Consider the following 26356-nt stretch of genomic DNA (forward strand, 5'->3'; position numbering starts at 1 on the left):
TTTTACAGCTTTCACACTATTATTCCAATATAAATAATTCAAAGAAGTCAGTACTCAATGTCAAATAACATTCCAGAAAATCACCCATCAGAAAAGATTCAACTTATCGAGCAGCAAGTAAAACAATGGCTAGAAGATGTCGTCATTGGGCTTAATTTATGCCCTTTTGCTGCTAAGCCTAATCGTAATAAGCAAATAAAAATATTTGTTAGCGAAGATGATAATGAAAATGATCTGCTTGAAACTATTTATATGCAGTTCAAAGAGCTTGACGAAACACCACCAGAAACACTTGAAACTATTTTGGTAGTAGCGCCCTATTTATTTGAAGAATTTGATGACTACAACCAATTTCTTGATCTAGTCGAAGGGTTAGTGGTGCAGTTAGGTAAAAGTGGTACTTATCAAATAGCAAGTTTCCACCCTGATTACTGTTTCTATGGTGCAGAGCCTGATGATGCAGAAAATCTAACTAATCGCTCACCGTACCCTGTTTTTCATCTTATTCGCGAAGAAAGCATGGCAAAAGTAATCAAACACTACCCGAATCCAGAAGCAATTCCAGATCGAAACATTGAATGTGTTGAAAACTTAACCCCAGAACAAATGCGTCAGCTATTCCCCTACCTAATAAAATAACTATACGTTTTGCATTACTTAATTACTGCGTAAAGTTATCACAATAAAATGACGGCAATATCGAGTTATTGTCGTTGTTTATTTGCTATGTTAATGATCTACTTGGTTTTCAGTTTAGGGCTCATCATTCAATGCTGTTATTGTCTCGTTTACATTCACCGAATGCTCGCTTCATACTCCCCTTTCTTATCACCGTACTAATGATTATTAGCTATCCTTTGTTTACACCTTTTATTGCTACCTATTCACAGCTATGGATTAACCTCCCTTTCGCATTGTTCGGTATAGTCATAATACTCAATTACAAACTACCTCAAGCCCAAAGTGGAGTCATTGCTATTATAATGTTGGTTGCCTATAGCGTTATTCTTTATTGGCTCCAAACCTCGTTAGCAAACACAGATACCAAGTTAATATTTTGTCTTTTAGCGACACTATTGCCCATTAACCTTTTGTTGCTCCGTTTTTTACAGCTTCCAAAGCTACTCTCTTTCAGCATGGTAGCATTACTATTATTAGTTATTATCCAATGTGGAATTGGCGCAATCATTAGCTATTTCTATCAAGCAGATTTTTCAAACTGGCAACGAATCCACCTTTTTACTTATCACAATATTTCATCATTGCCACTAATTTTAATTGTGTTTAATCTTGCAATAAGCTGCTGTGCTGGCGCATTAGCAATTAGATATCATCGTCGTATCGATCGCCATATCTTTGTATGTAGTTTATTAGCTACTACCACATTTATCTTTTTCCACTATCCGTTTATTTCAAGTAGTGCTTTTATTGTTTGCGCTCTATTTTTGTTAGTCGATCTAGGATACTGCCGTTATCAACAATGCTTTTATGATCCATCGACTCAACTTGCCGACCACCGCGCACTTTCCCAGATGCTAGCTCGATTACATCCTCATTACGCTATCGCAATTATTGCTATTGATCACCCCAATAAAATTATCGAGAAACATCACCCACAAGCCGTGGCAGATATTCAACGTTCTATTGCAACGCTATTAACTCAGCATACTCAATGCTTACAACATCTGTATTTTGTATCGCAACAGTTTATTGTGATTTTTGAACATAAAAACGGTGTTGAGTGTCAATCTCTATTAGAACAGTTACAACACGACCTTGCAGCAGAGAAGCACGTCATCGAACCAATAACAACGGATAGTCAACCCGATGAACAAACAGTAAAACCTAAAAAAGGCCGTAAAAAAACAATGAAAGTCAGTGTCAGTATTGGGATCAGTGACTCTACTAATGATCAAACTGCAGCAGCCGTCTTACAACAGGCTATTGATGTATTAGAGACCGCACAACGAACGAATAAGAAAAAAAATCAAATATATATCGCAGATAGGAACGAAGCATTGCTCTAACAGACGGACAAACAAAAGCCGAGACAATCAAGCTAACTAAAATGTTACGTTTGAAACGATTAAAGATTCGTATTAGGACTGCACTACCTAGTTAGAAATTTGGTATAAAATAATAAGAGGTAGTTAATTAATCGTAAGCAACTCATGGGAGGATTAAAATGAACAACCAAGATAGAATTGAAGATATGGAGCAAAAAATATCCATTGCCTATCTAGAAGGTCATTTTGAGCAGGCTAAAGCCCTTGAAAAAAACCTAAAGCGTATTCGTGGGCACCATAATTTATACGATGAAAACGATCCATACTCCCTAGAAGGCCGAATTTTTAACGATGATGAATAACCTCTCAATGGATAAGTCAGGATCGTTGCCTTTCTTATCCATTGTTTAATATTATCAATTAATTACTACTGCTGAATTTCTGCGTTATTCGCTTGTTCATGTAAAATAGCACCAGAGTATAAATCCATTTCTAACTCAACCTGTTGCCCTGCCTTATTACGCGCTTTTACCGCAATCTCATTATGTTTACGTTCGACTTTAATCATTCGAAAATCATAATAACCATTAGATTCAAGCTGTTTCATTGCAGAAGGAATAGTTAACATTTTAACCACAGAAGTATCAATCGGGTCGGCATTAGCTACATAGCTTTGTAATAAACAGCACATACTGCTACTAATGAATAATACTTTTATACTTCGAATCACTTTTACCCCTTAAATAGCATTATCGCTATGGTTAACATTGACCATTTAAGCATTACTTTGCTTATATAAAGCAATAACTGCACCAACAATTGGAATAAAACGATCTTATTTAGTCTTGATTAGATAATAGCAATACGAATGATAACGTATTCGCAAACTATGATATCAATAAAAATCAATGCAGACAGTAGCCTATAATATAAATTATCGTCTTATGGTAATTATTAACGATAGCGCTATATTCATACATATTGCCATTATGAAACAACATTAATTTTAAGGATAACATTATGTCAATATTATACCGTATCGAAACTGATAGTATGGGTGAAATTAAGGTGCCACAAGATGCTCTTTATCAGGCTCAAACACAGCGAGCAATCAATAATTTCCCGATCAGTGATTTGACGATGCCAGATGCCTTTATTCAAGCTTTAGCCTATATTAAACAGGCTGCGGCACGTACTAATCTTGAGCTACAACTCATGGATGATAAAACAGCACATGCTATTATTGATAGCTGCCAACTCATCATCGATGGTGCTCATCATGACCAATTCCCAATTGACGTTTTCCAAACAGGATCTGGCACAAGTTCTAATATGAATGCTAACGAGGTTATTGCTACGTTAGCCTCACAACAACTAGGCATCATAATTAGCCCTAATGATGATGTTAACCGCGGACAAAGTAGTAACGACACGATTCCGACAGCGATTCAAGTAAGTGCCGCATTAACCTGCCACCAGCAATTATTGCCCGCTTTACGCCATCTAGAACAAGCCCTAGAAAAGAAAAGTCAACAAGTTAATGATTGCGTCAAAACTGGTCGTACTCACTTAATGGATGCAATGCCGATAACCTTAGGGCAAGAATTAGGCGGCTGGCAAAGCCAAATTGAACATGCACGATGTGGTATTGAACTCGCTTTAGAAAATGTTTCTGCATTAGCACAAGGTGGCACTGCTGTTGGGACGGGCATTAACACCCATCCACATTTTGCTGCTATCTTCGCAAAAAACATAGCCATTGCAACCGCTGTACCTTTTTGTACCAGTAGTAATTTCTTTTACAGTATGAGCAGTCAAGATGCTGTTGTCTCATTATCTGGCCAATTAAAAACCCTTGCTGTCGCCATCATGAAAATATCCAATGATCTACGTTGGATGAATGCAGGCCCACTCGCAGGTTTAGGCGAAATTGAGTTAGAACCATTACAACCAGGCTCATCAATAATGCCCGGCAAAGTAAACCCAGTGATCCCTGAAGCTGCTGCTATGGTTGCTGCACAAGTGATAGGTAATGATGCGACAATAACTGTTGCTGGCCAATCAGGTAACTTTCAACTCAATGTTATGCTTCCAGTTATAGCCTATAACTTACTACAAAGTATTACCTTATTAGCAACGACTGCAACTCAATTAGCGGATAAGGCTATTACTACATTTACTGTTCGTGATGAACACCTTAAACAAGCACTCAGTAAAAACCCGATACTTATAACAGCCTTAAATCCTGTTATTGGTTATTTAAAAGCAGCGGCAATTGCAAAAAAAGCCTATAAAGAGAAACGACCTATTATTGATGTCGCAGAACAAGAAACTGATTTAAGTAGAACCGAGCTTGAATCATTATTAGACCCTAAAAAACTCACTCAAGGCGGTATTGCAAAATAAGTCTCGTTCTAACACCAAAATAGAAAACATTGTTCAGTTTTTAATCATTATTACAATTAATGTTAGTATTAAGCAATAAATCACTGTCATTACTTGTCCAATAGTAAAACTGGATGTAACGTATAATGTAAATAGACACCAGTTCGACACCTTGTTACTGGGTATCTTTTACAACCAAAGAGCATTATTAATGAAAAAATTTGTTTTAGCCGCAGCTATCGCATCAACACTGTTTTTAGCTGGTTGTAGTGATAAAGTTGACGAATCCACTATTACTAATGTTGTGCAAACAAGCCAATATGAGCAACCTAATCTTGGTATTACAGCAGAAACTACACCTTTTGAAGTAAAAAACCTGAAGATTACTAAAGTACTACTTGATACTAAAACAGACTACAAAGCACAAGTAAGTTACGATTTGGTTGCCAATAAGAGCTTAGATGAATTTAAAAATTCAATGAAAGCACTTGCAGCTAAGCCACAAGCTCCTGCAACAGACACCGCAACTGATGCGAAAAAAGACGACATGTCATCAGCTTTACATACGCTAAAGAACAACCTTGCAGCTGAAGTAATGGTTGTTGCATTTGGCGCGAAATACGGCGATTTCAAAGCGGGACAAACCGTTGATACAGTTAACGAAAATGTATCACTGAAAAAAGTTAATGATCAATGGGTTAAAGATTAATCTTTATTCCTTTATAAAAAACCGCCTTAATTTAAGTTAAGGCGGTTTTTTCAATTCTAACGTTGCCTTACCATGATCTTATTTATCAACAGGAAATAATTTCCCTTCAAAAACAGTACCATATATTGGTATGTCTTTTAATTTTTTCAATTCAACCTTATACGGATCTTGCTCTAAGATAGTAAAGTTGGCAATCTTGCCTGTTTTAATACTACCTAAATTCTGTTCTTGCCCCCAAGAATAAGCGGCTTCAATAGTAATTCCTCTTAATGCAGCATCACGTGACAATGCTAGATCAGGACGAACAACATTACCCGAGTTTGTGATTCGAGTTGCAGCGCTCCATGCGAGTAATAACGGATCAGAAGGTGCCATTGGCGCATCCGAATGCAATGATACGGGTATTTTCTCTTTCTCTATCGTTGCCAAGCGTACCATTGCATGGGCACGTTCTTTTCCTAAACCAACTTCACCAAATTTTTCGCTAAACCCTGTAACATAATAAGGATTCACACTAATGATAGCGCCTAATGACTTCAGTTTTTTCACCTGAGCATCAGTCGAGTTAGCAAAATGAATAATAGTAAAACGGTGATCCTTACGCGGATATTCAGCTTGACGCTTTTCTAAAATCTCAATTAATTTCTCAACTCCAAGATCACCGTTTACATGCACCAGCACTTGATAATCATTTTCCCAAAAAATCTTTGTGATTGCCTCAACATCTGCAGGGGTTTGAATCCACTCACCATGATGACCATCTTGGTAGCCGTCTTTCATTTGCATTAACTGCGAAATAATAGCGCCATCAAATAATAATTTAACTTGTTTATCAAAGAAGCGAACTTTACCTGTTTCCGGTAAGGTGGTCGTAATTCTCTCGACTTCTTTTAATACACCCTCTTTTCCTTTAGTAAAGTAAGGTGTTTTACTTTCTGGAGTAAAAAAAGAATACATTGGTGTCGATTCACTACCTAAAACATCAAGATAAGTATCAACCATATAGTCAGGAATGAACGCTCCAGGTTCGTTATATGCAGTTACCCCCTTTTGATGAAGCATCGTTACCAACTGCTTTAATCCAGCGGTAAAGCGCTGCTCATTCCCTAAATCTTGCGCGATCCGTGGTAATAAATAAATTAATGCGCCACCTTCCAAGAAATGGCCTTTATCTAAATTAACTTGACCAGCAACCTCTTTACCAAGCTTATCGACATCCATTTGATTTAAGTTGTATTTCTTAATAAATGCCGAATTCACATAAAACTCATGCGCAGAGCGATGCCATACTCCGATAGGACGTGTTTTTGATATTTTATCAAGTTGCTGACGGGATAATTCACCATGGAAATAGTTATTAAACCCCCACGTCCAAAGTGTTTCATTAGGATCTTTTAAGGCTTTTTCTTGAACAATTAACGCCGCAATATAATCATCATGATTAGTAACCGCTGGCCACGTTTTAGTAGGCAATTGCCATTCTTCAGGTGCAATCACGGGCATATTTAATGTCAACGCCCCTAAAAATGGGTGCAAATGTTGTTCAATAAAGCCAGGCATTAGCACTTTATCATCCAAATCTATTTTTTTAGAATCGGGATATTGCTTTAATGCTTCCTGCTCAGAGCCAACATAAACGATCTTACCATACTGACTTGTAACCACAGCCTCAGCTGTCGGTTGATCGTTTTCCATAGTGATAATTGGACCACCATAAAAAATCGTTGTCATCGGTAAATTTGATGGTTCAGCAAAAGCAGAGTGAGAAACAACTGATGCAAAAAACAATAAAGAAGATGCTATTTTAGTCTGTTTCATAAACATGATTTATCCTTAAATCTAGAGTTCATCAAACATAGACTAACTAATTGTAAAAACCGAATAATTTGTTCATTTTAAAACATCATTCACACTTAATCGACACGACTGAATATATGATATTCTTTATCATCTCAAAGATGGTTATTTGCATTTAAAGCTAGAGAGAAACCGTAAACTCAGTTACAGTTATTAAATAGATGAGTAGATATTATAAGGACGAATATACGATGAATCTTACTCAAGCAGTGCTAACAGTACCTTCACATATGGTGCCTGGCGGTATGCCACAGCCTGACCTCAAGCAACTGGGGTTTAATGATTTTGAGCGTTGTTCAATCATCGATACCACAAAGTTAACTCGCTTTGAATTCTCACGCCCGACTAAACATGCCACCGAAGCGCAATTTGATGAAGCCATTGAGCAATTTATCTGGTTCTTTGCCAAAGGCACACCTTATGTTATCGATAAGACCTTTGCTGACAATACACCTGATAGCCATCATCGCTACTATTACACGAATAACGAACGGGTATGTGAAGCGATCATCAGCTAATGCATATGGCCAATCTATCATATTCAGCATAGGCTGGCCGTAAATCGCTCTCATGGGTTTATAATTTAGCCAGTGTGCCGCTATCACATTGCATTCGTAGCCAATCACCGTCGTCTTTTAATAATAATAATGTGCCGTCAATATTGACTGATTTTTCAGTAAGATGATTAAGCTGATGCGCATTATTTCGAAACACGCGTTTTAAATTTATCCCTAGCAAAGTATTCAAATAATGCTGTAATGCCGCATCTTTTTTAAATAATACTGTCGTATCATTAGCTAATTGAATTTGTATTTGCTCAATATCAGTAACAACAACCTGTTGCTGCGCTAGTTCAGCAGCAAAATTAAGATCATTAATACAGTTTGCTCTAATCGTGATCATGGTATTACTCATCATTATTCCCTCTGTATAGATAGATATAGTTTGATTTAAACTACACCTGTAATAACTGAAAGAACATAAGATCATTTTTATATTGCAACAACTTATCATTACAGCTTAATTCACCTATCAATCTATGTAGTAAAAAAGCCACGCAAACATCATAAAAATGTCATCACTATTTCCTACTCTAAAGCGAATTACACCACAATTATAAATATAACAATAAATATATTAAGGAATTACACGTGTCATTTACCACCCAAACAATAACTAACACCAAAGCAGCCATGCCGACTTATCTTGCTATTTTTGATTTAGATGAAACATTGATCGCTGCCGATTCAGCCAGCCTATGGAATAATTTCATTGTTACTAAAGGGTTAGCCCCAGTTTCATTATTAACACAAGAACAAGCAATGATGGCTGCCTATACCAAAGGTACACTCGATATGGACAGTTACATGACAGCTACGCTTGCGCCACTAAAAGGCAAAAGCCCCCAACAAATAAAGCCACTGGTTGATGAATTTATTACAGACATTATTACTCCAGCAATATACCAACAAGCCCTTGAGCGTATTGAGTGGCACCGCAAACGTGGTGATCATATTTTAATTATTTCAGCAACAAGTGAGCATCTCGTTAAACCTATTGCAACGATTCTTGGTATCAATGATGTTATTGCCATTAATTTAGAGCAAAACCATGGTGTATATACCGGAGAAACAACCGGAATACTGAGTTTTAAAGAAGGCAAAGTTGAACGCTTAAAAATATGGCTGCAACAACAAGATCATAATTATAAAGGCAGTTATGGCTACAGTGACTCTGCCAATGATTTACCACTGCTTAACGTTGTCAATAAACCTTTCGCCGTTAATCCGGATCCTACATTGGCTATGCATGCCCAGATGAAGGACTGGACTATCATGGATTGGCGACATGATAATAATATTCTACGTTAATGATTAAATGGTACTACTTGCCAGAACATCCCTCCAAATTAGGCAACATGTTTACTATAACACGCTCTCAATAATGAGAGCATGTTAACAAACGATAAATAAATTCTACGACTATGCTTGATAATACATTTTCAGTACCCATTTACAGATAGTAACAAACTAAATGAAATATCTTGTAGCAAACTGTAGATGTAGTACAACGAACGTAATACAGTATTCGCGCATTCTATTTCGATTTACAAATTACAATGGTGCATTCATCACCTGTTCAATATCTTTATGCGAATAATGTAATTTGTGAGTAATCTTATTTAGCAAGGCTGATGATAGAAAACTCATCAACCAAGCAACGGTACACCCTACCAATGACAGGGTATTGAGAAGGTAATAATCATGACTCCACAAGAAAAAGAACTGATTCAAAGCGTTGCTGCTAAGCTCCAAAAAAGCCCTGAAAGCAAAAAAGATGCAGAAGCAGAACAACTTATTAATACTGAAATTGGCGCACAGCCAGATGCTATCTACAAACTTACACAAGCAGTACTTGTGCAAGAGATGGCACTTAAGCAGTTAAAAGAAAAAAATGATTACTTAGAGAAAAATGCTGAGTATTACAAAGAAGAATCAAACCGTGGCACCATGAGCCGTATGTTTGGCGGCTCTCGTCAAGCGCCTCCACAACCGCCACAGCCACCAGCTCGCCAACCAAGTGCTTTTGGTGGCTTCATGCAAACAGCAGCAGGTGTTGCGGCAGGTATGGTTGCTGGTAGTGTTATCAGCAATATGCTGTTTGATGATAAGCCAGCTGAAACAGCAGCGGCAGATCCAGCACCAGCGGCGGATCCAGCAGCAGATACAACGGCAACTGATACAGCACAAACAGATACGGCTGCAGACGCAACCACAGATCCACAAGCTGATGATTCAAGCTTCTTAAATGATGATTCAAATAGCTTTGCTTCTGACTACACTGGTGGTTTTGGTGACGCTGGTTTTGGTGATGACAGCGGATTTGGTGATTCAGGCTTCGGCGGCGATGATACTTTCGCTAATAATAGTGGTTTTGGTGATACCGATGGCGGCTTTGGCGGCGATTTCGGTGGTGACGACGACGACTTCTAAGCTCGTTATTACGAACTAATAAAAAAGAGCGCAAAGCGCTCTTTTTTTATATTGTTTGATCAATTTATTTAGACTGGATTTGAGATTTCTGTTGCTTTCGATTTATCCATTAAGGCACGATATGCCGTTGCTTCAATTGCTGCAATAATAAATGGAATTGCTATAACAATAACTCCCCATATAAAGATATAAATAAACTTAAGTCCCATTGCTAAATTAGGATTAGCGAACAACAAAAAGATTGGCAACCCAATAAATAACATGTAAAAAGCAACGGGTAATAACCCAGCAATCACAAACGCATACAACTTTTTATCTTTTGTTATCGCAAACGCATCTTTAAACGAAGCTTCTTTTCCGGAGGCAATTGCAGGTAAGACAAAGGATAAACGCGAAAATAGCACCCATCCAACAACACCTAGCACCAGCATCAAACTATAAACAAAACCATTACTCGCCATGGCATAATCCGCTTGGACTACACTCCAAATAGCATATAATAAAATAAATAATACAAACAGATATGCGCTATAGCGACGCTGCTGAGGATCAAATTTAATCCCTTGCCATGGTGCATCTGCGGTGTCATCAGTATCATGTTTATCTAAGATTTGTTGAGTTCGCAAACAAATAATCGAAGAGGTCAAAAAGATCGCTATATTAAATATATATACTAATATTTCATTATATAATTCATTCCCTGCCACAGAGACTTTCATGGAGCGTAAAAAATACGTCACTAAAAAAGGAATAAGTAAGGCTTTTAATAACCTTTTTTTATTATGTAAAACCGTCGATACCGACTGGCTCAGTGTTTCCAAAATCATAACCAAACTCCCTCATTAACGTACCAATACTTCATATTGCTCAATTTACTTCCTTGCTATTATTTTAAAATTTCCATTTTGACGTTTAAGACTCCTGAACGCGTATTACCAATTGCTCTAAATGCTGAGCTTGATAAATCAATCATACGTCCACGCACAAATGGCCCACGATCATTAACAGTGACAATCACACTTTTATTATTACTCACGTTAGTCACTTTTACTTTAGTACCAAACGCTAATGTACGATGCGCAGCCGTCAATTTACCTTGGTCAAAAATTTGCCCGTTTGCAGTCTTACGGCCTTGAAACATATTGGCGTAAAAAGATGCTTTACCATAAATAACTTTATTCGATTTTTTATGCTCAACTGGTTTAATAATTAATACAGGGCGCTTAGTATCTGCGGTCAATTTATTAGAAGGTTGATCAGAGGTTGTACACCCTGACGCAATAATAAGAGCCAATGTACCCAATCCCCAATACCGTATAACAGACCAATTCATACTGTAACCTCCACCTAGCCTAACCTATTCAACTAATTACCTATAAATCAAAACAAAACAATCAATTACTTGTTAAATTCTACCATCAAATGTAAGTAAAAAACGAAAAAAATCCTACATTATTGTTTTAAAAGTAAAAAAAACCGACATTACGAATAATGTCGGCTACAAAAAGAGAATAATAAAACATACTGTGTACACCACCTTTATTTTTACTTCCAATGTAAAAACAAATAATGACAAGGTAAATACAGCAAATTACATACCAATATTTAATTATTAAAAATAACATTATGTTGTTACCATCAATACAATTTATAGCCATTAAATATTTTTTTAAAAGGTAATCTAGCCTAACTGCATTGCAATATACGTAGCAAAATGCCTCGCAGACTTCGATCATTATTGATACAAAGTAATAATTAATTACTCAAACTTACGCTAGTCGCCTACTTAAAAGATCTTTAGAATGCACGTTTTCAATTCCTGTAGAAAACCACTATGTTTAAACTATTAATCTCAATGCCACCACAGATCGCACTTGCTATTGCGATTATTTTTGAAGTCATTGCCACCTCTTTTATTCCTAAAGCAGAGCAATTTACTAAATTAGTACCGAGTACCGTTGTTATTGTCGGTTACGCAGTGGCATTCTTTTTATTATCGATTACAGTCAAAACAATGCCCGTTGGAATTGTTTATGCTATTTGGAGTGGTGCAGGTATTGTTCTGGTTGCGACTATTAGCTACTTTGCCTACGGTCAACGTTTAGACCTACCTGCTATTATTGGGATTGGATTAATTATTAGCGGCGTGCTAGTGGTTAATCTTTTATCGAATACTGTTTCGCACTAATTACTATCCATCTTTAAATAGATCGATAACAATAAGAACATAGAACCTTCTTTTTATCGATCTATATCCAACCCATCAATAAGCAGTTCTGACATACTTTGAAACACTTAATCAATAAACATATCTAATGATAAATATAAAATAAACCTATTGAAGTATCGGTGTATTCAGCATCGTTAATAAGGATATTTTATGCCACATCCATCATTAAGGTTAACCCATCAACACCAAGCCGCTGCGCTTTTATATCGAGCCACATTTGGCCCACAAGACAATGATCTTAATGTATTATTCGATCAAGACATTAGCCAATGGTTTGAGACTCAATACAATGCTCCTGCATCTTATCATCTACCTCAATTACGTCATGCAGTGCAGTTATCAAATAAAGAAGCCAACACCAATTTACGCCTTGGTGTATGGTGGCAATATGCACTAACAGCCGAGGACCAACTTCGACAGCGTATGGCTTATGCACTCAGCCAAATTCTAGTGGTATCAAGTGTTGGTATTGGTAATCGCCATGAAGAACTTGCGGCCTATTATGATTTATTAGTTAAGCATAGTTTTGGTAATTTCCGTGACTTACTTAAAGCCGTGACGATAAATGCAGCCATGGGACGTTATTTAACACTGCGTCGTAGTACTAAAGCTAATCCTAAAAATAATACATTTCCCGATGAGAACTATGCGCGTGAGCTAATGCAATTATTCACTATTGGTTTATGGCAATTAGATGATAATGGTCAGCCGCTAGTCGATCATAATGGCAATAATATTCCGTCATATAACCAAATTGACGTTCAGGAATTAGCTCGTGCTCTTACAGGCTGGCAAAGTGGCCATAATGAACAACCAATGACACCACGAGAGCGTAATCATGATATAGATGCAAAAGTAATTTTGGGTCATCATTTTGCAGCAGGTCAAAATACTGAGCAAGATCTAGATCAAGCATTAGACGTGCTCTTTAACCATCAAAATACGCCTTTTTTCATCGCTAACTTATTAATTAAACGCTTAGTGACCAGTAACCCAAGTCAGCAATACTTATACCGTGTTGCACAAGCCTTTATTGATAACGGTAACGGCGTTCGTGGCGACTTTAAAGCAGTGTTATGGGCTATTTTAACTGATAATGCAGTACTTAAAGGACAAGCAAGTCGCTACAGCCATCATGGCTTATTAAAAGAGCCTATCCTAATGGCTGCTAACCAAGCTCGTGCACTCGGCGTTACGTCATTAGGTGATTATTGGGACGTTAAGAATAATGTTCGTTACTTTGGGCAAGGGCCATTGCAGGCAGAAACCGTATTTAACTTCTACCTTCCTGATTTTGCACCTCAAGGTGAAATTGCCGCAAATGATCTTACTGCGCCTGAATTTAGCTTATTAACCAGTCATCAAATGCTAAGTATCCATAACCGCATTTGCGCCGTGATTAATGGCTATAAAGCAACTAAGCCACAGCAATGGTATTACGACATTAATCCTTTTATGGCAGTACAGCATGATCCAATCGCTTTTATTGAATTAATAAATAACCGCCTCTTTGCTGGTTTGATCTCAGATTCACTGCGGACACAATTAATGGATCTGTTGACGAATCAGATCCCTGTTAAAGCACGAATCCGCCGAATTGAAACCGCCTTATATACTGCATTTACTTCACCAGAGTTCTTTTGTCAGGAGTTTGTAGCATGACACTTAAATTATCTCGCCGCCGTTTTTTACAATCAACGGCCGCATTATCTGCAACTACACTTTCAGCTCCTGCTCTGGCGTTAACAGACAAAAATCTACAACCTAATAATCATAAAGCGTTAGTAATTTTATTTTTATATGGCGGTAACGATGCTTACAATATGATTGTACCAACCACAGATAGCACATCATATGCTGCCTACCATGCCGCACGTCCAAAACTATGCTTAAAAGATACAGAAATAACGCCATTAGCCGTTGCAACCGATAATCAAGTCCCGCTAGGCATTCATCATAAAATGGCAACACTTGCCCCTTTATTTGCTCGTGGTGAAGCAACAGCTCTGATCAACAGTGGCCAATTATTAGCGCCAACGACAGCTTCTGCAATTGCAACTAATCAGGTTGAAGTGCCGCAATTTTTAATGGCGCACAACATGCAGCAAAACATGTGGCAAACCGGTGCCAGCGAGTATAACAACCCATTAGGTTGGGCTGGCCGTATGATGGATATGTTTACTAGCAGCAGTGATCTCTCACCATTGATTGCCCTTAACAGCGATAAGCGTTTATTACGCAGCCAAACATTAGGTCAAACGGTTGTTAGTGCTCAAGGAGCAGGTAAATACGCTGAATGGGATGACAACACCAAAATTGACCAATATTTTGCGCATTTTACTGTACGTAACTACGACAATATTTATAGTCGCCATTTCTCGAAAGTTATGCAACAAAGTGTGAGTGATAATGAAGCTCTCAAACAAGTATTGGCAACTCACCCACCAACAGCTGTTTATCCCACAACAGATCTCGGAGGGCAATTAGAAATGGTAGCTCGACTGATTAATGCCCGCCAAACGCTGGCTCATCAACGCCAAGTATTTTTTGTTGGCATTGGCGGTTTTGATACTCACGTTAATCAGAAATTACAACATGATGAATTATATACAGAGATCAGTGATGCCTTAGTGGCTTTCAATGCTGATATGCATGCACAAGATGTACATCAACAAGTCACGACAATCACTATGTCTGATTTTGGTCGTCGTATTCAAGCCAATGAATCAGGCACCGATCATGGCTGGGGTGGACATCAATTAGTGATGGGTGGCGCGTTACAAGGCGGACAAGCCTATGGTTTATGGCCTGACTTAACCGCTGGCAGTGAAGACGACTTTAATCACGGGCGCATTATTCCAAGCATGGCTGCCGATCAAGTTAATGCCTCGTTATGTCGTTGGTTTGGGCTTAATGACCAACAAGTATTAACTTTATTCCCAAACTTAGCCCAATTTAATGCGCCATATATACCTTTCATTTAACCTAAAAGACACAGGAGAAGCACATTGCTTCTCCTGTGGATGTTTACAGATAAATGACATCAGAATAATCATCTAATAGCAGTAATAATACCCTGCACCCAATAGTAATTAAACGGTGTAAATATCATCATAAAAACGCTGATATTAATCACAATCGTTAGCCATAAAATCGCTTTAAACGGTTGTTTCTGAGATTTATGACGTAATATCTTTTGTGCCCACAAAGCACCAGGCCAACCACCAACTAATGCCAATAAATGTAAACTTGCTTCTTTCGTGCGCCATGCTTCTTTTTGAGCAGCGCGCTTATCATGCGCATAAACAGCAAAAGTGACAATACTAAGACTAATATAGCCAATTAATACCCAATATGGACATCGAGCTAACCACACCCACCCAGCGACTAATCCCAAAAATAGGACACTGAACCCTTGGGCTTTACTCATTGGCGCGGTGTATTTATCCATTATTGAATGTGATTTAACAAAAATGACAGATTTAGCTGACTTTTTACCTTCTTTATCACCACCGAGCTCATAATAAACGCTTTCATTTATTCGCGGTCGACTTTGGCGGTCGACTAAAGCACTAATATGAAAAAACACATTATCGCCACCACCCTGAGGTCGTATAAAACCAAACCCTTTTTGGTGACTCCATTGCACAATAGTGCCTTTATTCTTCATTTTTTACCTATCGTTTTACACTGTGAACAGATTGAATACTTTTGATTATCAAAATGTAGATAACGTGATAAATTGTTTTTTTTGCATCAAGTTAATACTTTTATTATTAAAAATATCACAATTATTGAGCATGATTAAAGAAATGCATACAATGGATATGCACCCAAACACTCTTATCGCTGAATCATTACTATTAAAACCACACGGCACATATATATTTCAGTTAATTTGCTTATTGCGCTCGTTCACCAATTAGGTTACCCATGTTTAAACGCTTTGAAAACTTCACAGAGGCATTCCCTAAACAAGATCCTGAGCAGCCACCACAAGGTATTATTGCTTTTTGTCGCTACTATAGCCGAGGATTTGAAAAGCCTTTAATTATTATGGCTATCCTCAGTGCCACAGTCGCTATTCTCGAAGTCGTATTATTCGGATTTATGGGAAAACTTGTCGATTGGCTTACTGAAAGTGATCCCCATACTTTTCTTGCGCAAAATGGCACTAGCTTATTTTGGTTAGGCTTGGTCATTTTAGTGTTAATGCCCACGCTAGTCTTAATTTCATCGTTAATTAGCCACCAATCATTGTTGGGGAATTACCCGATGTCGATTCGCTGGTTAGCACACCGTTATTTACTTAAACAAAGTGTGTCATTTTATCAGGATGATTTTGCAGGTCGTATCGCCACTAAAGTGATGCAAACATCACTGGCTGTACGCGAAACGGTAATGAAAACAGCCGATGTATTTGTTTATGTCGCGGTCTATTTCACCTCATCACTGGTCATTTTAGCCCAAGCTGATTGGCTACTAATGTTACCGATGCTGTTTTGGCTAGCCGCTTACGTGGGTATTCAACTCTATTTTGTTCCCAAACTTAAACACATTGCGGCAGAGCAAGCAGATGCACGCTCAACCATGACGGGTTCAATTGTTGATAGCTATACTAATATTTCAACCGTTAAATTATTTTCGCATGACCAACGTGAAACTGAATATGCCGAAAAAGGCATGCAAGGCTTTTTAAGCACCGTTCATAAACAAATGCGCTTAGTGACTGGATTTAATTTCTGTGTTCAACTCACTAACTATACGCTGCTATTTGCAATTTCTGCGATCTCAATTTATTTATGGATGCACAATGAGGTTCCAGTCGGCGCTATCGCTATTGCCATCAGCCTTGCGTTACGTATCAATGGCATGTCAATGTGGATCATGTGGGAAGTCGGATCGTTATTTGAAAATATAGGTACAGTTGTTGATGGTATGAAAACGTTATCTAAGCCAATTGCGATTGAAGATGAAGCAGATGCCAAACCATTAGAGGTTACGCAAGGCGGCATAGAGTTTGATGACGTCAGTTTCCATTATGGCGAGAACAAAGGTGTTATCAGTCATCTTAACCTCAATATTAAACCGGGTGAAAAAGTCGGCTTAGTTGGCCGTTCAGGGGCAGGAAAATCAACGTTAGTTAACCTATTATTACGCTTTCATGATGTTGAAGGTGGGCATATACGTATTGATGGCCAAGACATTACTGCGGTCACTCAAAACTCACTTCGCCGTAATATTGGTATGGTGACGCAAGATACCTCATTATTACACCGTTCTATTCGTGAAAACATCGTCTATGGTAAACCAGATGCTGATGAAGAAACCTTATTAGTAGCCACTCGCCAAGCGCAAGCACATGAGTTTATTGAAACCCTTACCGACTCTTTTGGTAATGTTGGCTACGATGCACAAGTCGGTGAACGAGGGGTTAAGCTTTCAGGCGGCCAACGACAACGAATTGCAATTTCACGGGTATTACTGAAAAACGCACCGATTTTAATTTTAGATGAAGCTACCTCAGCCTTAGATTCTGAAGTTGAAGCAGCAATTCAAGAAAGTCTCAATGAATTAATGCAAGGTAAAACCGTGATTGCAATCGCGCACCGTTTATCCACCATTGCCGCAATGGATCGGTTAATTATCATAGATAAAGGCCAAATTATTGAGCAAGGCTCCCATGCTGAATTGCTAAAACAAAAAGGTATTTACGCGCAATTATGGGCACATCAAACGGGTGGTTTTATTGGAGAAGAAAATGCTCAATTTGAAGCGGAAACTTACAGCTAACATAGATGAAATACCGATAAAATAACGTCACATTTAATGTTTCTGTAAGATCTAAAAAGATCCAGCCCCTCTTTATTATAACTAGGGGCTGCATATAATTAATCCTTGGTTCTATTTCACGATCAATGAGTGCGGTTGAACTTATTGTTTTGATAACACTTCTTCAAATAATACTGTCATCAATTTTTGACCATTTTCTGTTGTCCAATCTTGCGCTAATTCTGCAATTAACTGATTAGTTGATGTCAGTGTGACACCATTTGATTCCATTCGACGTAACGCAGTTTCATCAGCTAATGTGGTTGGCGATCCTGAACCATCAACAACAACTTGTACTTGATAACCTTCTTGAACAGACGTAAGTGCTGGATAAACTACACATACGTCAGTTGTTATACCCGCAATGATTAAGTTCTTCCGCCCTGTTGCAGAAACCGCTTTAGCAAAATTCGGATCTTTCATTGCATCCACAATGCCTGCTCTCTGAATGCGTAATGCATAAGCTTCAGGTACAGCTTTTTGTAATTCATCAAATAACAATCCTTGTACGTTGTTCTCTTGGCTAGAGGTTAAAATTAAAGGCATACCCGTCTCTTTTGCCGCACGCGCCAAAGCAAGTGTATTTCGTTTTATTTGATCTAAATCAGCCGAGTGAACCCATCCCATGGTGCCTACTTGATGATCGATTAATAGCATTGCACTGTTTTCTGGTGTGAATAATGTGTTTTTCATGGTGGAACTCCTAAATGTTATTTCATCATTTTTTGAAAAAGTTGCTGAATATTTTGATGTCCAATTTTACTATTTTCATAACTGCTATGGACTGAAGGCCCTGTTGGTAAAATGGACTGTGCTAATGACGTCGCCGAGATAAAAAGAAATTGGCTGTCATCACTGTCTGCTGTTATTTCTAATTCCGATACGTTATCAATCAATACCAATTGCTGCGTTGTTAATGGTTCTCCAGAAATCGATATATTGCCTTGTAGAACATAAATAAAGCGCGAATTTTGATCTTGTGAAGCTGAATAGCGCCAATGTGCTTTCGTGGTTGCCATAGTGATATGAAAATAGTTCATGTCTATAACATGTTTAATTGGGCTTTTTATGCCCGCGTATTCACCCACTAATATTTTTGTGGATGTATTCTGTTGTTTAATAATAGGAAGATCTTCAACAGATACACCTTGATAATACGCCTCACTCATTTCAATGTTCTTTGGCAACGCAGTCCAAAGTTGAAATGCTTCAAAATTTCCGTCTTCTGAGGTCAATGTTTCTTTATGCAGTGCGCCTGCACCAGCGACCAAAAGTTGGACACTGCCACGAGGCAATTTTACAACGTTACCTTTTGAGTCTTCATGAGTCAGATCGGCATCAATAACGTAAGTGACGGCAGCGATACCTGAATGTCCATGAAAGTCGAACCCAGCTTCAGTTTGTGTCGAATTCAATTGAAAATGATCCCACATCACAAAAGGATTTAATTGTAATAAGTTATCTTGTCGAATGAAGCTATTTATCGGCCCATGGCGAAGACCAGTGTAGTTTGATTTAATCACGATAGACTCCTTTTGTTTGATGGAGTCAGTTTATATTTAAATCGATTGATTGATTAGATGGTATAATTGAGTTTATTTATCCCATATTTGTACTGATTGAATGATTGATTTAAATGAGATTAAAGTCTTTGTGTGTGTTGTTGAGATGGACAGTTTTGTAGGTGCTGGTAAAAAATTAGGTATGCCATCAACCACTGTCAGCCGCAAAGTTCAGCAATTAGAAAAAGCCTTAGGGGTACGATTATTAAATAGAAGTACTCGTAAATTATCTTTGACTAATTTAGGTGAGATTTACTACCAACAAATGTCCCCTTTTTTACATGCTATGGAAGAAACAAATCAATTAGTACAACAGAATCAACAAGTACCTCATGGATTGATTCGAATTACGGCGCCTTTTGATTTTTCCATGTATTACTTACAGTCCATCATTAATGATTTTCTTGATACTTATCCAGAAGTGAATATTGAACTTATCGTTAATGATAATTTGTTAGACATGATTGATCACAATGTTGATATTGCTTTCCGTTCTGGAGAGCTTTCCACCCCAACGGTCGTTGCAAGAAAAATACTTCGCAAACAAATAATTTATTGTGCCAGTGCCAGCTATCTTAAGCAGTATGGTATACCAAATTCACCAAGCGACTTGATCGAACATAATTGTATTTTGTGGCAACAATCTGAAGGGAAGCAATATTGGACCTTCGCTTATGAAAACGGATTAAAAGAGTTCCCTGTTCAAGGACGTTTTGCTGTGGACAATACTCATTTGCACATTAATGCCGTACGTGAGGGAAGAGGGATTGCTCGATTACCTGAAGGGCTTGTTGAACAATATATTAACCGTGGGGAGCTATTACCTATTTTATCTAAATATACGAATGAATCAGGAAATATGTATATGGTGTACCCATCTCATCGACTAATTCCTCAAAGTACACGTTTATTTATCAATCATGTTATGGATACTTTTCAAGATTTGTAAATTCATCTTATTTAATCTTTAAGTTATACCCTGTATACCTAACCCAAAATTAGAAAATCGACACCGCTTATCGTGGTGCCGAGTCTTAAAGTTTCAGGGTAAACAACTGCAATTATTTATACTCATCAACAAAAGTGAACCAATCTGCCGCTGCATCTTTGTTCAATGCCCATCCGCCTAAATGGTACCTTTCCCATAATTGGCCATTGTCATCATAACTACTCTTGAACCCCACCTCCGCGACAAAAGGGGCTACAGAATACATATTGAATGCCTCAGTAAATGAATGTATTTCTAAACCGAAAGCCTTCTCTACATCTCGATCTGTCGGTAAACGATTAATCCTGATATATGACATATTGACTCCTGAATTTTAACGTGAATGCCGAGTTTGCTGTACTCCATGGACATAAACGCAAAGATATCGCCTAGACTATGAGTGTAGAACTATCTTCAATACAACGTTAAATTAAACAATATGATGAACAATCAATATTACCCTTATCGTCACGACTATTAACCTACAAGGAAATTGGAAATCGGCTTCCCTAGTGTTAAAGTTAATGCCCATTTGACATGTCGAATAGCCACACTTTGACAGATAAGAATAAAAACATGCTATCTAGCACCACATTAATTACGCAAAATAACAATTTCTCATTATAATTAGTTCAAAAGGTGATTAAACTGATGTTAATAAACCTTAATGGGGCATGAATAAGTCTTTGACTTAATACGTCTAAAGGAAAATCTAATGTTGCAATAGCGTAACTTGAACCACTTTCCTGTCAGACGTAACATGCGCACACCATTATTTGAGAGGACACCGCTTTGAACACACCCAGTCGATACTGGAATGAGATTTTTCCCCGTTAATCTGTCCTCCCCTGCTTTTGCGTGTGAGTTGACAATGTTTAACTGTCAGCATGCACTATCCCTAATGTTCGTTGCTTTTGCTTAAATCTTATTATGCCAGTTTTGCATTGGTAGACGCTGTATTTATCAGCTTCAAATCGTGTTTTAAAGTGTTCTTTATATCGTCGCCACTAGTGGAGATATAAGACATGCTGAACGCATTTACATTAAACGACTTCCGTTTACAACGTTTGGATTTAGAAGCCCAAGATCCCATCTCATCAGCACTATGGGTTGACCTCATCGAGCCCAATGAAGAAGAGCGAGAACGCGTTCAAAAAGATCTAGGACAAGGCCTTGCGACCCGACCTGAGCTAGAAGACATTGAAGCCAGTGCGCGTTTTTTTGAAGATGAAGATGGCTTACACATTCACTCATTCTTCTACTACGAAGATATGGAAAATTATGTAAGCAACGCGACGGTGGCTTTTACCATTCGTAATGGTCGCTTATTTACTTTACGAGAGCGTGAATTACCTGCATTTCGTCTTTATCGAATGCGTGCTCGTACTCAGCGGTTACAGCAAGGTAATGCGTATGAATTACTATTAGATCTGTTTGAAACAAAAATAGAGCAACTTGCTGATGTAATTGAAGATATTTACAGCGAATTAGAGTCAATTGGTAAGGTTATTTTAGGCGGAAAACCCGGTGAACATTTTGATAAAGCCTTATCGAACCTAGCTGAACAAGAAGATGCCGGTTGGAAAATCCGCTTATGTCTAATGGATACTCAGCGCGCATTAAGCTTTTTGGTGCGAAAAGCCCGTTTACCAGAAAGTGAATTAGAACAAGCGCGTGAAGTCTTGCGCGATATTGATTCTTTGTTACCGCACAATGAATCTTTATTCCAAAAGGTTAACTTCCTGATGGATGCAGCAATGGGCTTTATAAATATAGAGCAAAACCGAATTATTAAAATATTCTCGGTTGTGTCGGTCGTCTTCCTGCCGCCAACATTAGTTGCATCTAGCTACGGAATGAACTTTAAGTTTATGCCAGAACTTCATTGGGAGCTCGGCTATCCATATGCGCTAGGGTTAATGGTCTTGGCTGGTTTTGCACCTTATCTTTATTTCAAACGTAAAGGTTGGTTATAAACTATTATTTACAAAAAAGCCCCCTACTTTAAAAATAGGGGGCTTTGTTATTCAGAGCCAATTTTCAATGACTGATGTTAGTAAAAATAAACGTTATTCTTTACCCATTATTGTGGATTAAGACCAAGTTTCTTTAACACTAACTTAAAGTTATCTTGACGCTCTTTAACGTTATGTACATCCCCTGTCGAACAAGTCGAGTCCGGACAACCACGGTTTACAATACCAGAAACATCATCAATAAATTCAGTGCCTTTCAGGCCACTATCAACATATTTTTTCAGTTCGTTATAGTAGTTCCAACCTTCATATGGGCCACCATCATTTGAATAAGCTTGTACCGAGGTTACCCAATAGAATAAACCTGCAATCCACTTAATTTCTTTGTTCTCTTCAGAGCTACAAATCAAGCCTGGGTTTGAACAGAAATCAAGATCAGCATATAACGGATTCGTCGGTGGTGCTTCAACAGTGACGCCATCAATAGTTTGACCTATAGTCGCAGGGTCAACATGTGAACGGCCTAAGTAATGGTTAAGGGTACCGAAGTTCTGACGACCTGTGGTTTGAATAACACCACGGCCCCACCAGCCACAACCTTCAACACTTTCTTGGCTGCTACCATCCCAAAGGAACGTACCGGCTTTCTGACCAACATACGTTTTACATTCGTCGCGTTCCCACACTTGCTTAGAGGTATCGACTTTATCGGGTACAACGTTACAGTGGCCGCTATTCGTCCAACGACCTACGCTGCCGTTAACAAGTAAACCGCGCTCTTCTAACACTGCATCGGGTGCTGCAAACACTGGTGCTGGTGCACCGTACCATGACGCATGTGTTAAAGCGCTGACTTCCATTTTGTTATCACGAGGACAAGAGTACGCATAATCTAAACCTGAGCTTGGGTTAACACCGTAATCTGCATATTTCTGACCTAACTGGCCACAACTCGCTGACATTGGGTAATCTGCTGGCGCACCGTATTTCACTTCCGACCAGTTGTTTTCATCACAGGCGTTATAACGGATAGTCTCTTGCATACTTTGCGCTAAGAAAGCGGCAATAGCGACTTTGGCATAAATAATGTTAGTGGCATCATCCACGTTGTCATTCAATAACCAGAACTTATTACCTGCAACACCAATGTTATGCATCGCATTAAGACCATCAAGGAAGTCATTCCACTTATAAACAGTAGATGGGATCCATTGTGACTGTGGCGTTTCGTAAAGGAATGCTTCGTTATCCATTACATCCGCGGCATTGGTCAACTGTTGGTTTAATGCCTCAATGCGTGTTAGTGAACCTTTCTCTAGCTCTTCTCCAACATAGTACAGCGGCACTTTTGCGTCTTGGTAAGCTTCAATTTTACTGGTTAAATTCGCGTTATTGTCGTCAAACAAGATTGCAAATACGTTGCTGTACGCAGCTTTACGAATTTGTTGCTCACGAGAGGTATTACCCATAAAGTAATTTGCCGCTTGTGCTGTTGGAATATTTGCCAACATCGCCGGGGTCTTCACGTAGTCAGTAACTTGTTTTACATATTCTAGCGCGTTGTGCCATTGTTCAGCAGATAATGCCGCTGTGGTGCTCGATTTTGTGAACGTAATAAAATCAGCTTTTGTAGCACTATCAGCCTTGTAAAGATCAAAGTTTTTCAGTAGCTCGGCACTGTAGTTTGACGCTTTATCCCAAACAGACTGACGGCCAGAATGAGTATCAAAAGCAAATTCGCCAATCGATAGCGACCAGCCAAAGGTTGCTTGTGGTGCAACAGTTGATACGATCAAGTTGTGTGCTTGCGTCCATCCTTTGACATCATTGCTTAGCGCATTAATAGCCGTAATATCAATTTTGCTACCCGTGATATCAACTGCATTAGTTAACGCTTGTTGAACAGCAATCGTACCTAGTGATAAGCCTTTATCTTGGGTGGCGTTATCAAGCACATCACTACTGATAATAATAGATGCTGTACCTGCTTGGTTTGCCTGCTCAATAACTGAAACAAATGCTATCGTTAACTTATCAATATCCGCTAAGTCAACGCTGTTGCTTGTTGCAATGGTTAATGTTATCGGTGCTGCTGAAGATGGACTAGCAACAACAAACGTATTCGGCCAACCTGCAACTTCTAGACGAACAGGATCCATTGGATTTGGTAACGAAAGCACTGGCGCAGTGCCCGGTTCTGAACCATCACAATTTAAGTGCAACGCCCATGAAGCATCACTACCAGGAACACTTTGCGTCCAGTAAGCAGCAGAATAAGCAATGTTTTTATGAACCATAATGTCACCACCACCAGCATGACCATCACGCGTCCAGTCTGGGTAAACATTAAACTCTTCACACAAACCACCAACAGGCGGTGTTACCGGTGGCTCAACAGTTTCTTCTTTAATGGTGATATTTAAACTAGCTGTAGAAGAAAGATTTTGCGCATCAGTTGCGATAGCACTTAATGTTACGCTACCCGTTTTAGTCGGTTGCCAGTCACATGTAAATACATCGACTGTTGTTGCATCAAATGTACAAATTTGTTGGTTATTAGCGTTAACAACCAGTTTAGTTAAATCATTATCTGCATCAGATGCATTAATTGAAATAGAGACAGACTCTGCTTCATTAACGGTAGCCCCATTAGCTGGGGTAATAAATGTCACCATTGGCGCGGTAAAATCATCATTAGCTTCAGCTTCTACCGTCACTGAGACAGATTTTTGCTCGATTTTCTGGTTATTTTTATCAAATACAAATACCTTAATCGCTGCACTACCAGCTTCAGTTGGCATCCAAGTTTGCGAGTAAAGCGTATTACTTTGATCAATAGCTTTTTCAGCTAATTTGATGTCATTAACCCAAAACTCTACTTTAGATGCTAACTCACCATCAATACGCGCTTTAATAGCAATCGCTTCATTAGCATTTAGCAACTGACCCGTTATAGGAGAGAGAATAACTAACTCCGCCACCTCAGGTTCAGGCTCACCAGAACACTCAGTTAAACTCCAGAACCATGAATCCGCACTTGGCGTTTCCCAGATACCAGGGTTATTTTGAGCAATAAAGCATTGGCCGTCATATGATACAACATCGCCATTATTAGCCTGAGTTTTGCCGGGAATAAACGGAATAATAGCGCCTAAATCTGGCTCTGGCTCTGGCTCTGGCTCTGGCTCTGGCTCTGGCTCTGGCTCACCAGAACATTCAGCCACATCCCAAAACCATGAATTTGCATTTGGAGACTCCCATACGCCTGGGTTGTTTTTGGCAATGAAGCATTCACCATTATAGGAAACCATGTCTCCATTCTGAACTATTGTTTCTCCTGGGATAAAAGAAACGACTTTAGTATCAGAGGCATATACGCTGCCACTGATCATCGCGCTAAATAGAGCTGCTGTTATTTTATTTATTGTTTTCACATGATTTCCTAAGTATACCCACTCGTTCCAACAGACCTAAATACATCATCCTCAGTAATTCTTAATAGTTGCATTCCATACAACCGACTTATATTCAGTGTTTTGTTTTCACTAATGAAATGTTATTACCAATACGATTTTATTTTAATCATAATATAATATTATACTTACCATTAAATATACCAATAGGTTTGTGTAACAAATAATTAAAATACTCTAAGAGATGTAACAACCCATTAAAAAGCGTAACTAGCTGTATAGCATTTAATAATCAACCTCTTCGTCATTCCACTGACAACTCGAACTAAACATTGAGCACCATCCCATAATGAATAGCTGATTATTTTAGATTAAGGCTTTTTGTCAGTCTGAAATAGGGTAACA

Annotated in this window: 24 protein-coding genes; 14 read left to right on the plus strand and 10 right to left on the minus strand. The window is 38.5% G+C overall.

Annotated features, from left to right (window positions below; genetic code table 11):
• The first annotated feature begins 57 nt into the window (after nucleotides 1–57).
• The 3 genes from C0W29_RS16695 (at nucleotide 58) to C0W29_RS16705 (ending at nucleotide 2368) form a co-directional block, all read left to right on the plus strand.
• On the plus strand, nucleotides 58–639 hold the full coding sequence (locus tag C0W29_RS16695; protein WP_045041425.1) for a DUF1415 domain-containing protein: 582 nt from the start codon (nucleotides 58–60) through the stop codon (nucleotides 637–639).
• A 497-nt stretch (nucleotides 640–1136) separates the two neighbouring features.
• Nucleotides 1137–2027, plus strand: a complete 891-nt coding sequence (locus C0W29_RS16700; protein WP_146145258.1) for a nucleotidyl cyclase domain-containing protein — start codon at nucleotides 1137–1139, stop codon at nucleotides 2025–2027.
• A 158-nt stretch (nucleotides 2028–2185) separates the two neighbouring features.
• Complete coding sequence (locus C0W29_RS16705; protein WP_036790879.1) at nucleotides 2186–2368, plus strand: hypothetical protein; 183 nt, start codon at nucleotides 2186–2188, stop codon at nucleotides 2366–2368.
• A gap of 65 nt (nucleotides 2369–2433) precedes the next feature.
• Here C0W29_RS16705 and C0W29_RS16710 read toward each other — a convergent pair whose 3' ends face one another.
• Nucleotides 2434–2736: a PepSY domain-containing protein gene (locus C0W29_RS16710; protein ID WP_235604204.1), complete on the minus strand. Its 303-nt coding sequence runs from the start codon at nucleotides 2734–2736 to the stop codon at nucleotides 2434–2436.
• Nucleotides 2737–3026: 290 nt separating this feature from the next.
• On the opposite strand from C0W29_RS16710, the gene C0W29_RS16715 reads away from it, so the two are divergent.
• Nucleotides 3027–4412: a class II fumarate hydratase gene (locus C0W29_RS16715; RefSeq protein ID WP_045044826.1), complete on the plus strand. Its 1386-nt coding sequence runs from the start codon at nucleotides 3027–3029 to the stop codon at nucleotides 4410–4412.
• Between the two features lie 190 nt (nucleotides 4413–4602).
• Entirely contained in the window at nucleotides 4603–5100 is a 498-nt protein-coding gene (locus C0W29_RS16720; RefSeq protein ID WP_045041427.1) for a hypothetical protein, read from the plus strand.
• Between the two features lie 78 nt (nucleotides 5101–5178).
• Here C0W29_RS16720 and C0W29_RS16725 read toward each other — a convergent pair whose 3' ends face one another.
• Nucleotides 5179–6918 carry an amidohydrolase gene (locus C0W29_RS16725; RefSeq protein WP_045044864.1) on the minus strand — a complete coding sequence of 580 codons (1740 nt, stop codon included), beginning with the start codon at nucleotides 6916–6918 and terminating at the stop codon, nucleotides 5179–5181.
• A 230-nt stretch (nucleotides 6919–7148) separates the two neighbouring features.
• Here C0W29_RS16725 and C0W29_RS16730 point away from each other — a divergent pair, with 230 nt between their 5' ends.
• Nucleotides 7149–7475: a hypothetical protein gene (locus tag C0W29_RS16730; protein ID WP_036790885.1), complete on the plus strand. Its 327-nt coding sequence runs from the start codon at nucleotides 7149–7151 to the stop codon at nucleotides 7473–7475.
• A 58-nt stretch (nucleotides 7476–7533) separates the two neighbouring features.
• On the opposite strand, the gene C0W29_RS16735 is transcribed toward C0W29_RS16730, so the two are convergent.
• Nucleotides 7534–7875, minus strand: a complete 342-nt coding sequence (locus tag C0W29_RS16735) for a hypothetical protein (RefSeq protein WP_146146375.1) — start codon at nucleotides 7873–7875, stop codon at nucleotides 7534–7536.
• Nucleotides 7876–8108: 233 nt separating this feature from the next.
• Here C0W29_RS16735 and C0W29_RS16740 point away from each other — a divergent pair, with 233 nt between their 5' ends.
• Complete coding sequence (locus C0W29_RS16740) at nucleotides 8109–8828, plus strand: HAD family hydrolase (RefSeq protein WP_235869042.1); 720 nt, start codon at nucleotides 8109–8111, stop codon at nucleotides 8826–8828.
• A gap of 393 nt (nucleotides 8829–9221) precedes the next feature.
• Nucleotides 9222–9950: a DUF2076 domain-containing protein gene (locus C0W29_RS16745; protein ID WP_045041429.1), complete on the plus strand. Its 729-nt coding sequence runs from the start codon at nucleotides 9222–9224 to the stop codon at nucleotides 9948–9950.
• 68 nt (nucleotides 9951–10018) lie between these two features.
• Here C0W29_RS16745 and C0W29_RS16750 read toward each other — a convergent pair whose 3' ends face one another.
• Together C0W29_RS16750 and C0W29_RS16755 are read right to left on the minus strand one after the other, a co-directional pair.
• A complete protein-coding gene (locus C0W29_RS16750; protein WP_045041430.1) occupies nucleotides 10019–10777 on the minus strand; it encodes a hypothetical protein in 759 nt (252 codons plus the stop codon).
• Between the two features lie 59 nt (nucleotides 10778–10836).
• Nucleotides 10837–11283: a septal ring lytic transglycosylase RlpA family protein gene (locus tag C0W29_RS16755; RefSeq protein ID WP_045041431.1), complete on the minus strand. Its 447-nt coding sequence runs from the start codon at nucleotides 11281–11283 to the stop codon at nucleotides 10837–10839.
• Nucleotides 11284–11805: 522 nt separating this feature from the next.
• On the opposite strand from C0W29_RS16755, the gene C0W29_RS16760 reads away from it, so the two are divergent.
• The 3 genes from C0W29_RS16760 (at nucleotide 11806) to C0W29_RS16770 (ending at nucleotide 15164) form a co-directional block, all read left to right on the plus strand.
• On the plus strand, nucleotides 11806–12138 hold the full coding sequence (locus C0W29_RS16760; RefSeq protein WP_065191205.1) for an SMR family transporter: 333 nt from the start codon (nucleotides 11806–11808) through the stop codon (nucleotides 12136–12138).
• 192 nt (nucleotides 12139–12330) lie between these two features.
• Nucleotides 12331–13842 carry a DUF1800 domain-containing protein gene (locus C0W29_RS16765; protein ID WP_045044828.1) on the plus strand — a complete coding sequence of 504 codons (1512 nt, stop codon included), beginning with the start codon at nucleotides 12331–12333 and terminating at the stop codon, nucleotides 13840–13842.
• Nucleotides 13839–15164, plus strand: a complete 1326-nt coding sequence (locus C0W29_RS16770) for a DUF1501 domain-containing protein (RefSeq protein ID WP_045044829.1) — start codon at nucleotides 13839–13841, stop codon at nucleotides 15162–15164. Before C0W29_RS16765 ends, C0W29_RS16770 begins: the two co-directional genes overlap by 4 nt.
• Nucleotides 15165–15232: 68 nt before the next feature.
• Here the strand turns inward: C0W29_RS16770 and C0W29_RS16775 are convergent, their stop codons facing one another.
• Nucleotides 15233–15850: a DUF1294 domain-containing protein gene (locus tag C0W29_RS16775; protein ID WP_045041435.1), complete on the minus strand. Its 618-nt coding sequence runs from the start codon at nucleotides 15848–15850 to the stop codon at nucleotides 15233–15235.
• A 263-nt stretch (nucleotides 15851–16113) separates the two neighbouring features.
• Here C0W29_RS16775 and C0W29_RS16780 point away from each other — a divergent pair, with 263 nt between their 5' ends.
• Nucleotides 16114–17973 carry an ABC transporter ATP-binding protein gene (locus C0W29_RS16780; RefSeq protein ID WP_045041436.1) on the plus strand — a complete coding sequence of 620 codons (1860 nt, stop codon included), beginning with the start codon at nucleotides 16114–16116 and terminating at the stop codon, nucleotides 17971–17973.
• A gap of 141 nt (nucleotides 17974–18114) precedes the next feature.
• On the opposite strand, the gene C0W29_RS16785 is transcribed toward C0W29_RS16780, so the two are convergent.
• Nucleotides 18115–18705: an isochorismatase family protein gene (locus C0W29_RS16785; RefSeq protein ID WP_045044830.1), complete on the minus strand. Its 591-nt coding sequence runs from the start codon at nucleotides 18703–18705 to the stop codon at nucleotides 18115–18117.
• 17 nt (nucleotides 18706–18722) lie between these two features.
• The gene (locus tag C0W29_RS16790) at nucleotides 18723–19535 is read right to left on the minus strand and encodes a pirin family protein (RefSeq protein WP_052671614.1); all 813 of its coding nucleotides are present in this window, start codon (nucleotides 19533–19535) and stop codon (nucleotides 18723–18725) included.
• Between the two features lie 100 nt (nucleotides 19536–19635).
• Between C0W29_RS16790 and C0W29_RS16795 the strand changes: the two genes are divergently transcribed.
• On the plus strand, nucleotides 19636–20523 hold the full coding sequence (locus C0W29_RS16795) for a LysR family transcriptional regulator (RefSeq protein WP_045044832.1): 888 nt from the start codon (nucleotides 19636–19638) through the stop codon (nucleotides 20521–20523).
• A 112-nt stretch (nucleotides 20524–20635) separates the two neighbouring features.
• Here the strand turns inward: C0W29_RS16795 and C0W29_RS16800 are convergent, their stop codons facing one another.
• Nucleotides 20636–20881 carry a hypothetical protein gene (locus tag C0W29_RS16800; RefSeq protein ID WP_036790916.1) on the minus strand — a complete coding sequence of 82 codons (246 nt, stop codon included), beginning with the start codon at nucleotides 20879–20881 and terminating at the stop codon, nucleotides 20636–20638.
• 706 nt (nucleotides 20882–21587) lie between these two features.
• Here C0W29_RS16800 and corA point away from each other — a divergent pair.
• Nucleotides 21588–22538, plus strand: coding sequence for a magnesium/cobalt transporter CorA (gene corA / locus C0W29_RS16805; RefSeq protein WP_045041440.1), 951 nt, complete (start codon nucleotides 21588–21590; stop codon nucleotides 22536–22538).
• A gap of 107 nt (nucleotides 22539–22645) precedes the next feature.
• Here corA and C0W29_RS16810 read toward each other — a convergent pair whose 3' ends face one another.
• Entirely contained in the window at nucleotides 22646–25972 is a 3327-nt protein-coding gene (locus C0W29_RS16810; protein WP_158260032.1) for an Ig-like domain-containing protein, read from the minus strand.
• Nucleotides 25973–26356: the final 384 nt, after the last annotated feature.

Source organism: Photobacterium kishitanii, from assembly GCF_003026355.1.
GTDB lineage: Bacteria > Pseudomonadota > Gammaproteobacteria > Enterobacterales > Vibrionaceae > Photobacterium > Photobacterium kishitanii.

Excerpts from the sequence above, each read along its gene's own strand:
- C0W29_RS16695 (WP_045041425.1), top strand. The coding sequence starts at position 58 with ATGTCAAATAACATTCCAGAAAATCACCCATCAGAAAAGATTCAACTT.
- C0W29_RS16700 (WP_146145258.1), top strand. The coding sequence starts at position 1,137 with ATGGTAGCATTACTATTATTAGTTATTATCCAATGTGGAATTGGCGCA.
- C0W29_RS16705 (WP_036790879.1), top strand. The coding sequence starts at position 2,186 with ATGAACAACCAAGATAGAATTGAAGATATGGAGCAAAAAATATCCATT.
- C0W29_RS16715 (WP_045044826.1), top strand. The coding sequence starts at position 3,027 with ATGTCAATATTATACCGTATCGAAACTGATAGTATGGGTGAAATTAAG.
- C0W29_RS16720 (WP_045041427.1), top strand. The coding sequence starts at position 4,603 with ATGAAAAAATTTGTTTTAGCCGCAGCTATCGCATCAACACTGTTTTTA.
- C0W29_RS16725 (WP_045044864.1), bottom strand. The coding sequence starts at position 6,918 with ATGAAACAGACTAAAATAGCATCTTCTTTATTGTTTTTTGCATCAGTT.
- C0W29_RS16730 (WP_036790885.1), top strand. The coding sequence starts at position 7,149 with ATGAATCTTACTCAAGCAGTGCTAACAGTACCTTCACATATGGTGCCT.
- C0W29_RS16735 (WP_146146375.1), bottom strand. The coding sequence starts at position 7,875 with ATGATGAGTAATACCATGATCACGATTAGAGCAAACTGTATTAATGAT.
- C0W29_RS16745 (WP_045041429.1), top strand. The coding sequence starts at position 9,222 with ATGACTCCACAAGAAAAAGAACTGATTCAAAGCGTTGCTGCTAAGCTC.
- C0W29_RS16750 (WP_045041430.1), bottom strand. The coding sequence starts at position 10,777 with ATGATTTTGGAAACACTGAGCCAGTCGGTATCGACGGTTTTACATAAT.
- C0W29_RS16755 (WP_045041431.1), bottom strand. The coding sequence starts at position 11,283 with ATGAATTGGTCTGTTATACGGTATTGGGGATTGGGTACATTGGCTCTT.
- C0W29_RS16760 (WP_065191205.1), top strand. The coding sequence starts at position 11,806 with ATGCCACCACAGATCGCACTTGCTATTGCGATTATTTTTGAAGTCATT.
- C0W29_RS16765 (WP_045044828.1), top strand. The coding sequence starts at position 12,331 with ATGCCACATCCATCATTAAGGTTAACCCATCAACACCAAGCCGCTGCG.
- C0W29_RS16770 (WP_045044829.1), top strand. The coding sequence starts at position 13,839 with ATGACACTTAAATTATCTCGCCGCCGTTTTTTACAATCAACGGCCGCA.
- C0W29_RS16775 (WP_045041435.1), bottom strand. The coding sequence starts at position 15,850 with ATGAAGAATAAAGGCACTATTGTGCAATGGAGTCACCAAAAAGGGTTT.
- C0W29_RS16780 (WP_045041436.1), top strand. The coding sequence starts at position 16,114 with ATGTTTAAACGCTTTGAAAACTTCACAGAGGCATTCCCTAAACAAGAT.
- C0W29_RS16785 (WP_045044830.1), bottom strand. The coding sequence starts at position 18,705 with ATGAAAAACACATTATTCACACCAGAAAACAGTGCAATGCTATTAATC.
- C0W29_RS16795 (WP_045044832.1), top strand. The coding sequence starts at position 19,636 with ATGATTGATTTAAATGAGATTAAAGTCTTTGTGTGTGTTGTTGAGATG.
- C0W29_RS16800 (WP_036790916.1), bottom strand. The coding sequence starts at position 20,881 with ATGTCATATATCAGGATTAATCGTTTACCGACAGATCGAGATGTAGAG.
- corA (WP_045041440.1), top strand. The coding sequence starts at position 21,588 with ATGCTGAACGCATTTACATTAAACGACTTCCGTTTACAACGTTTGGAT.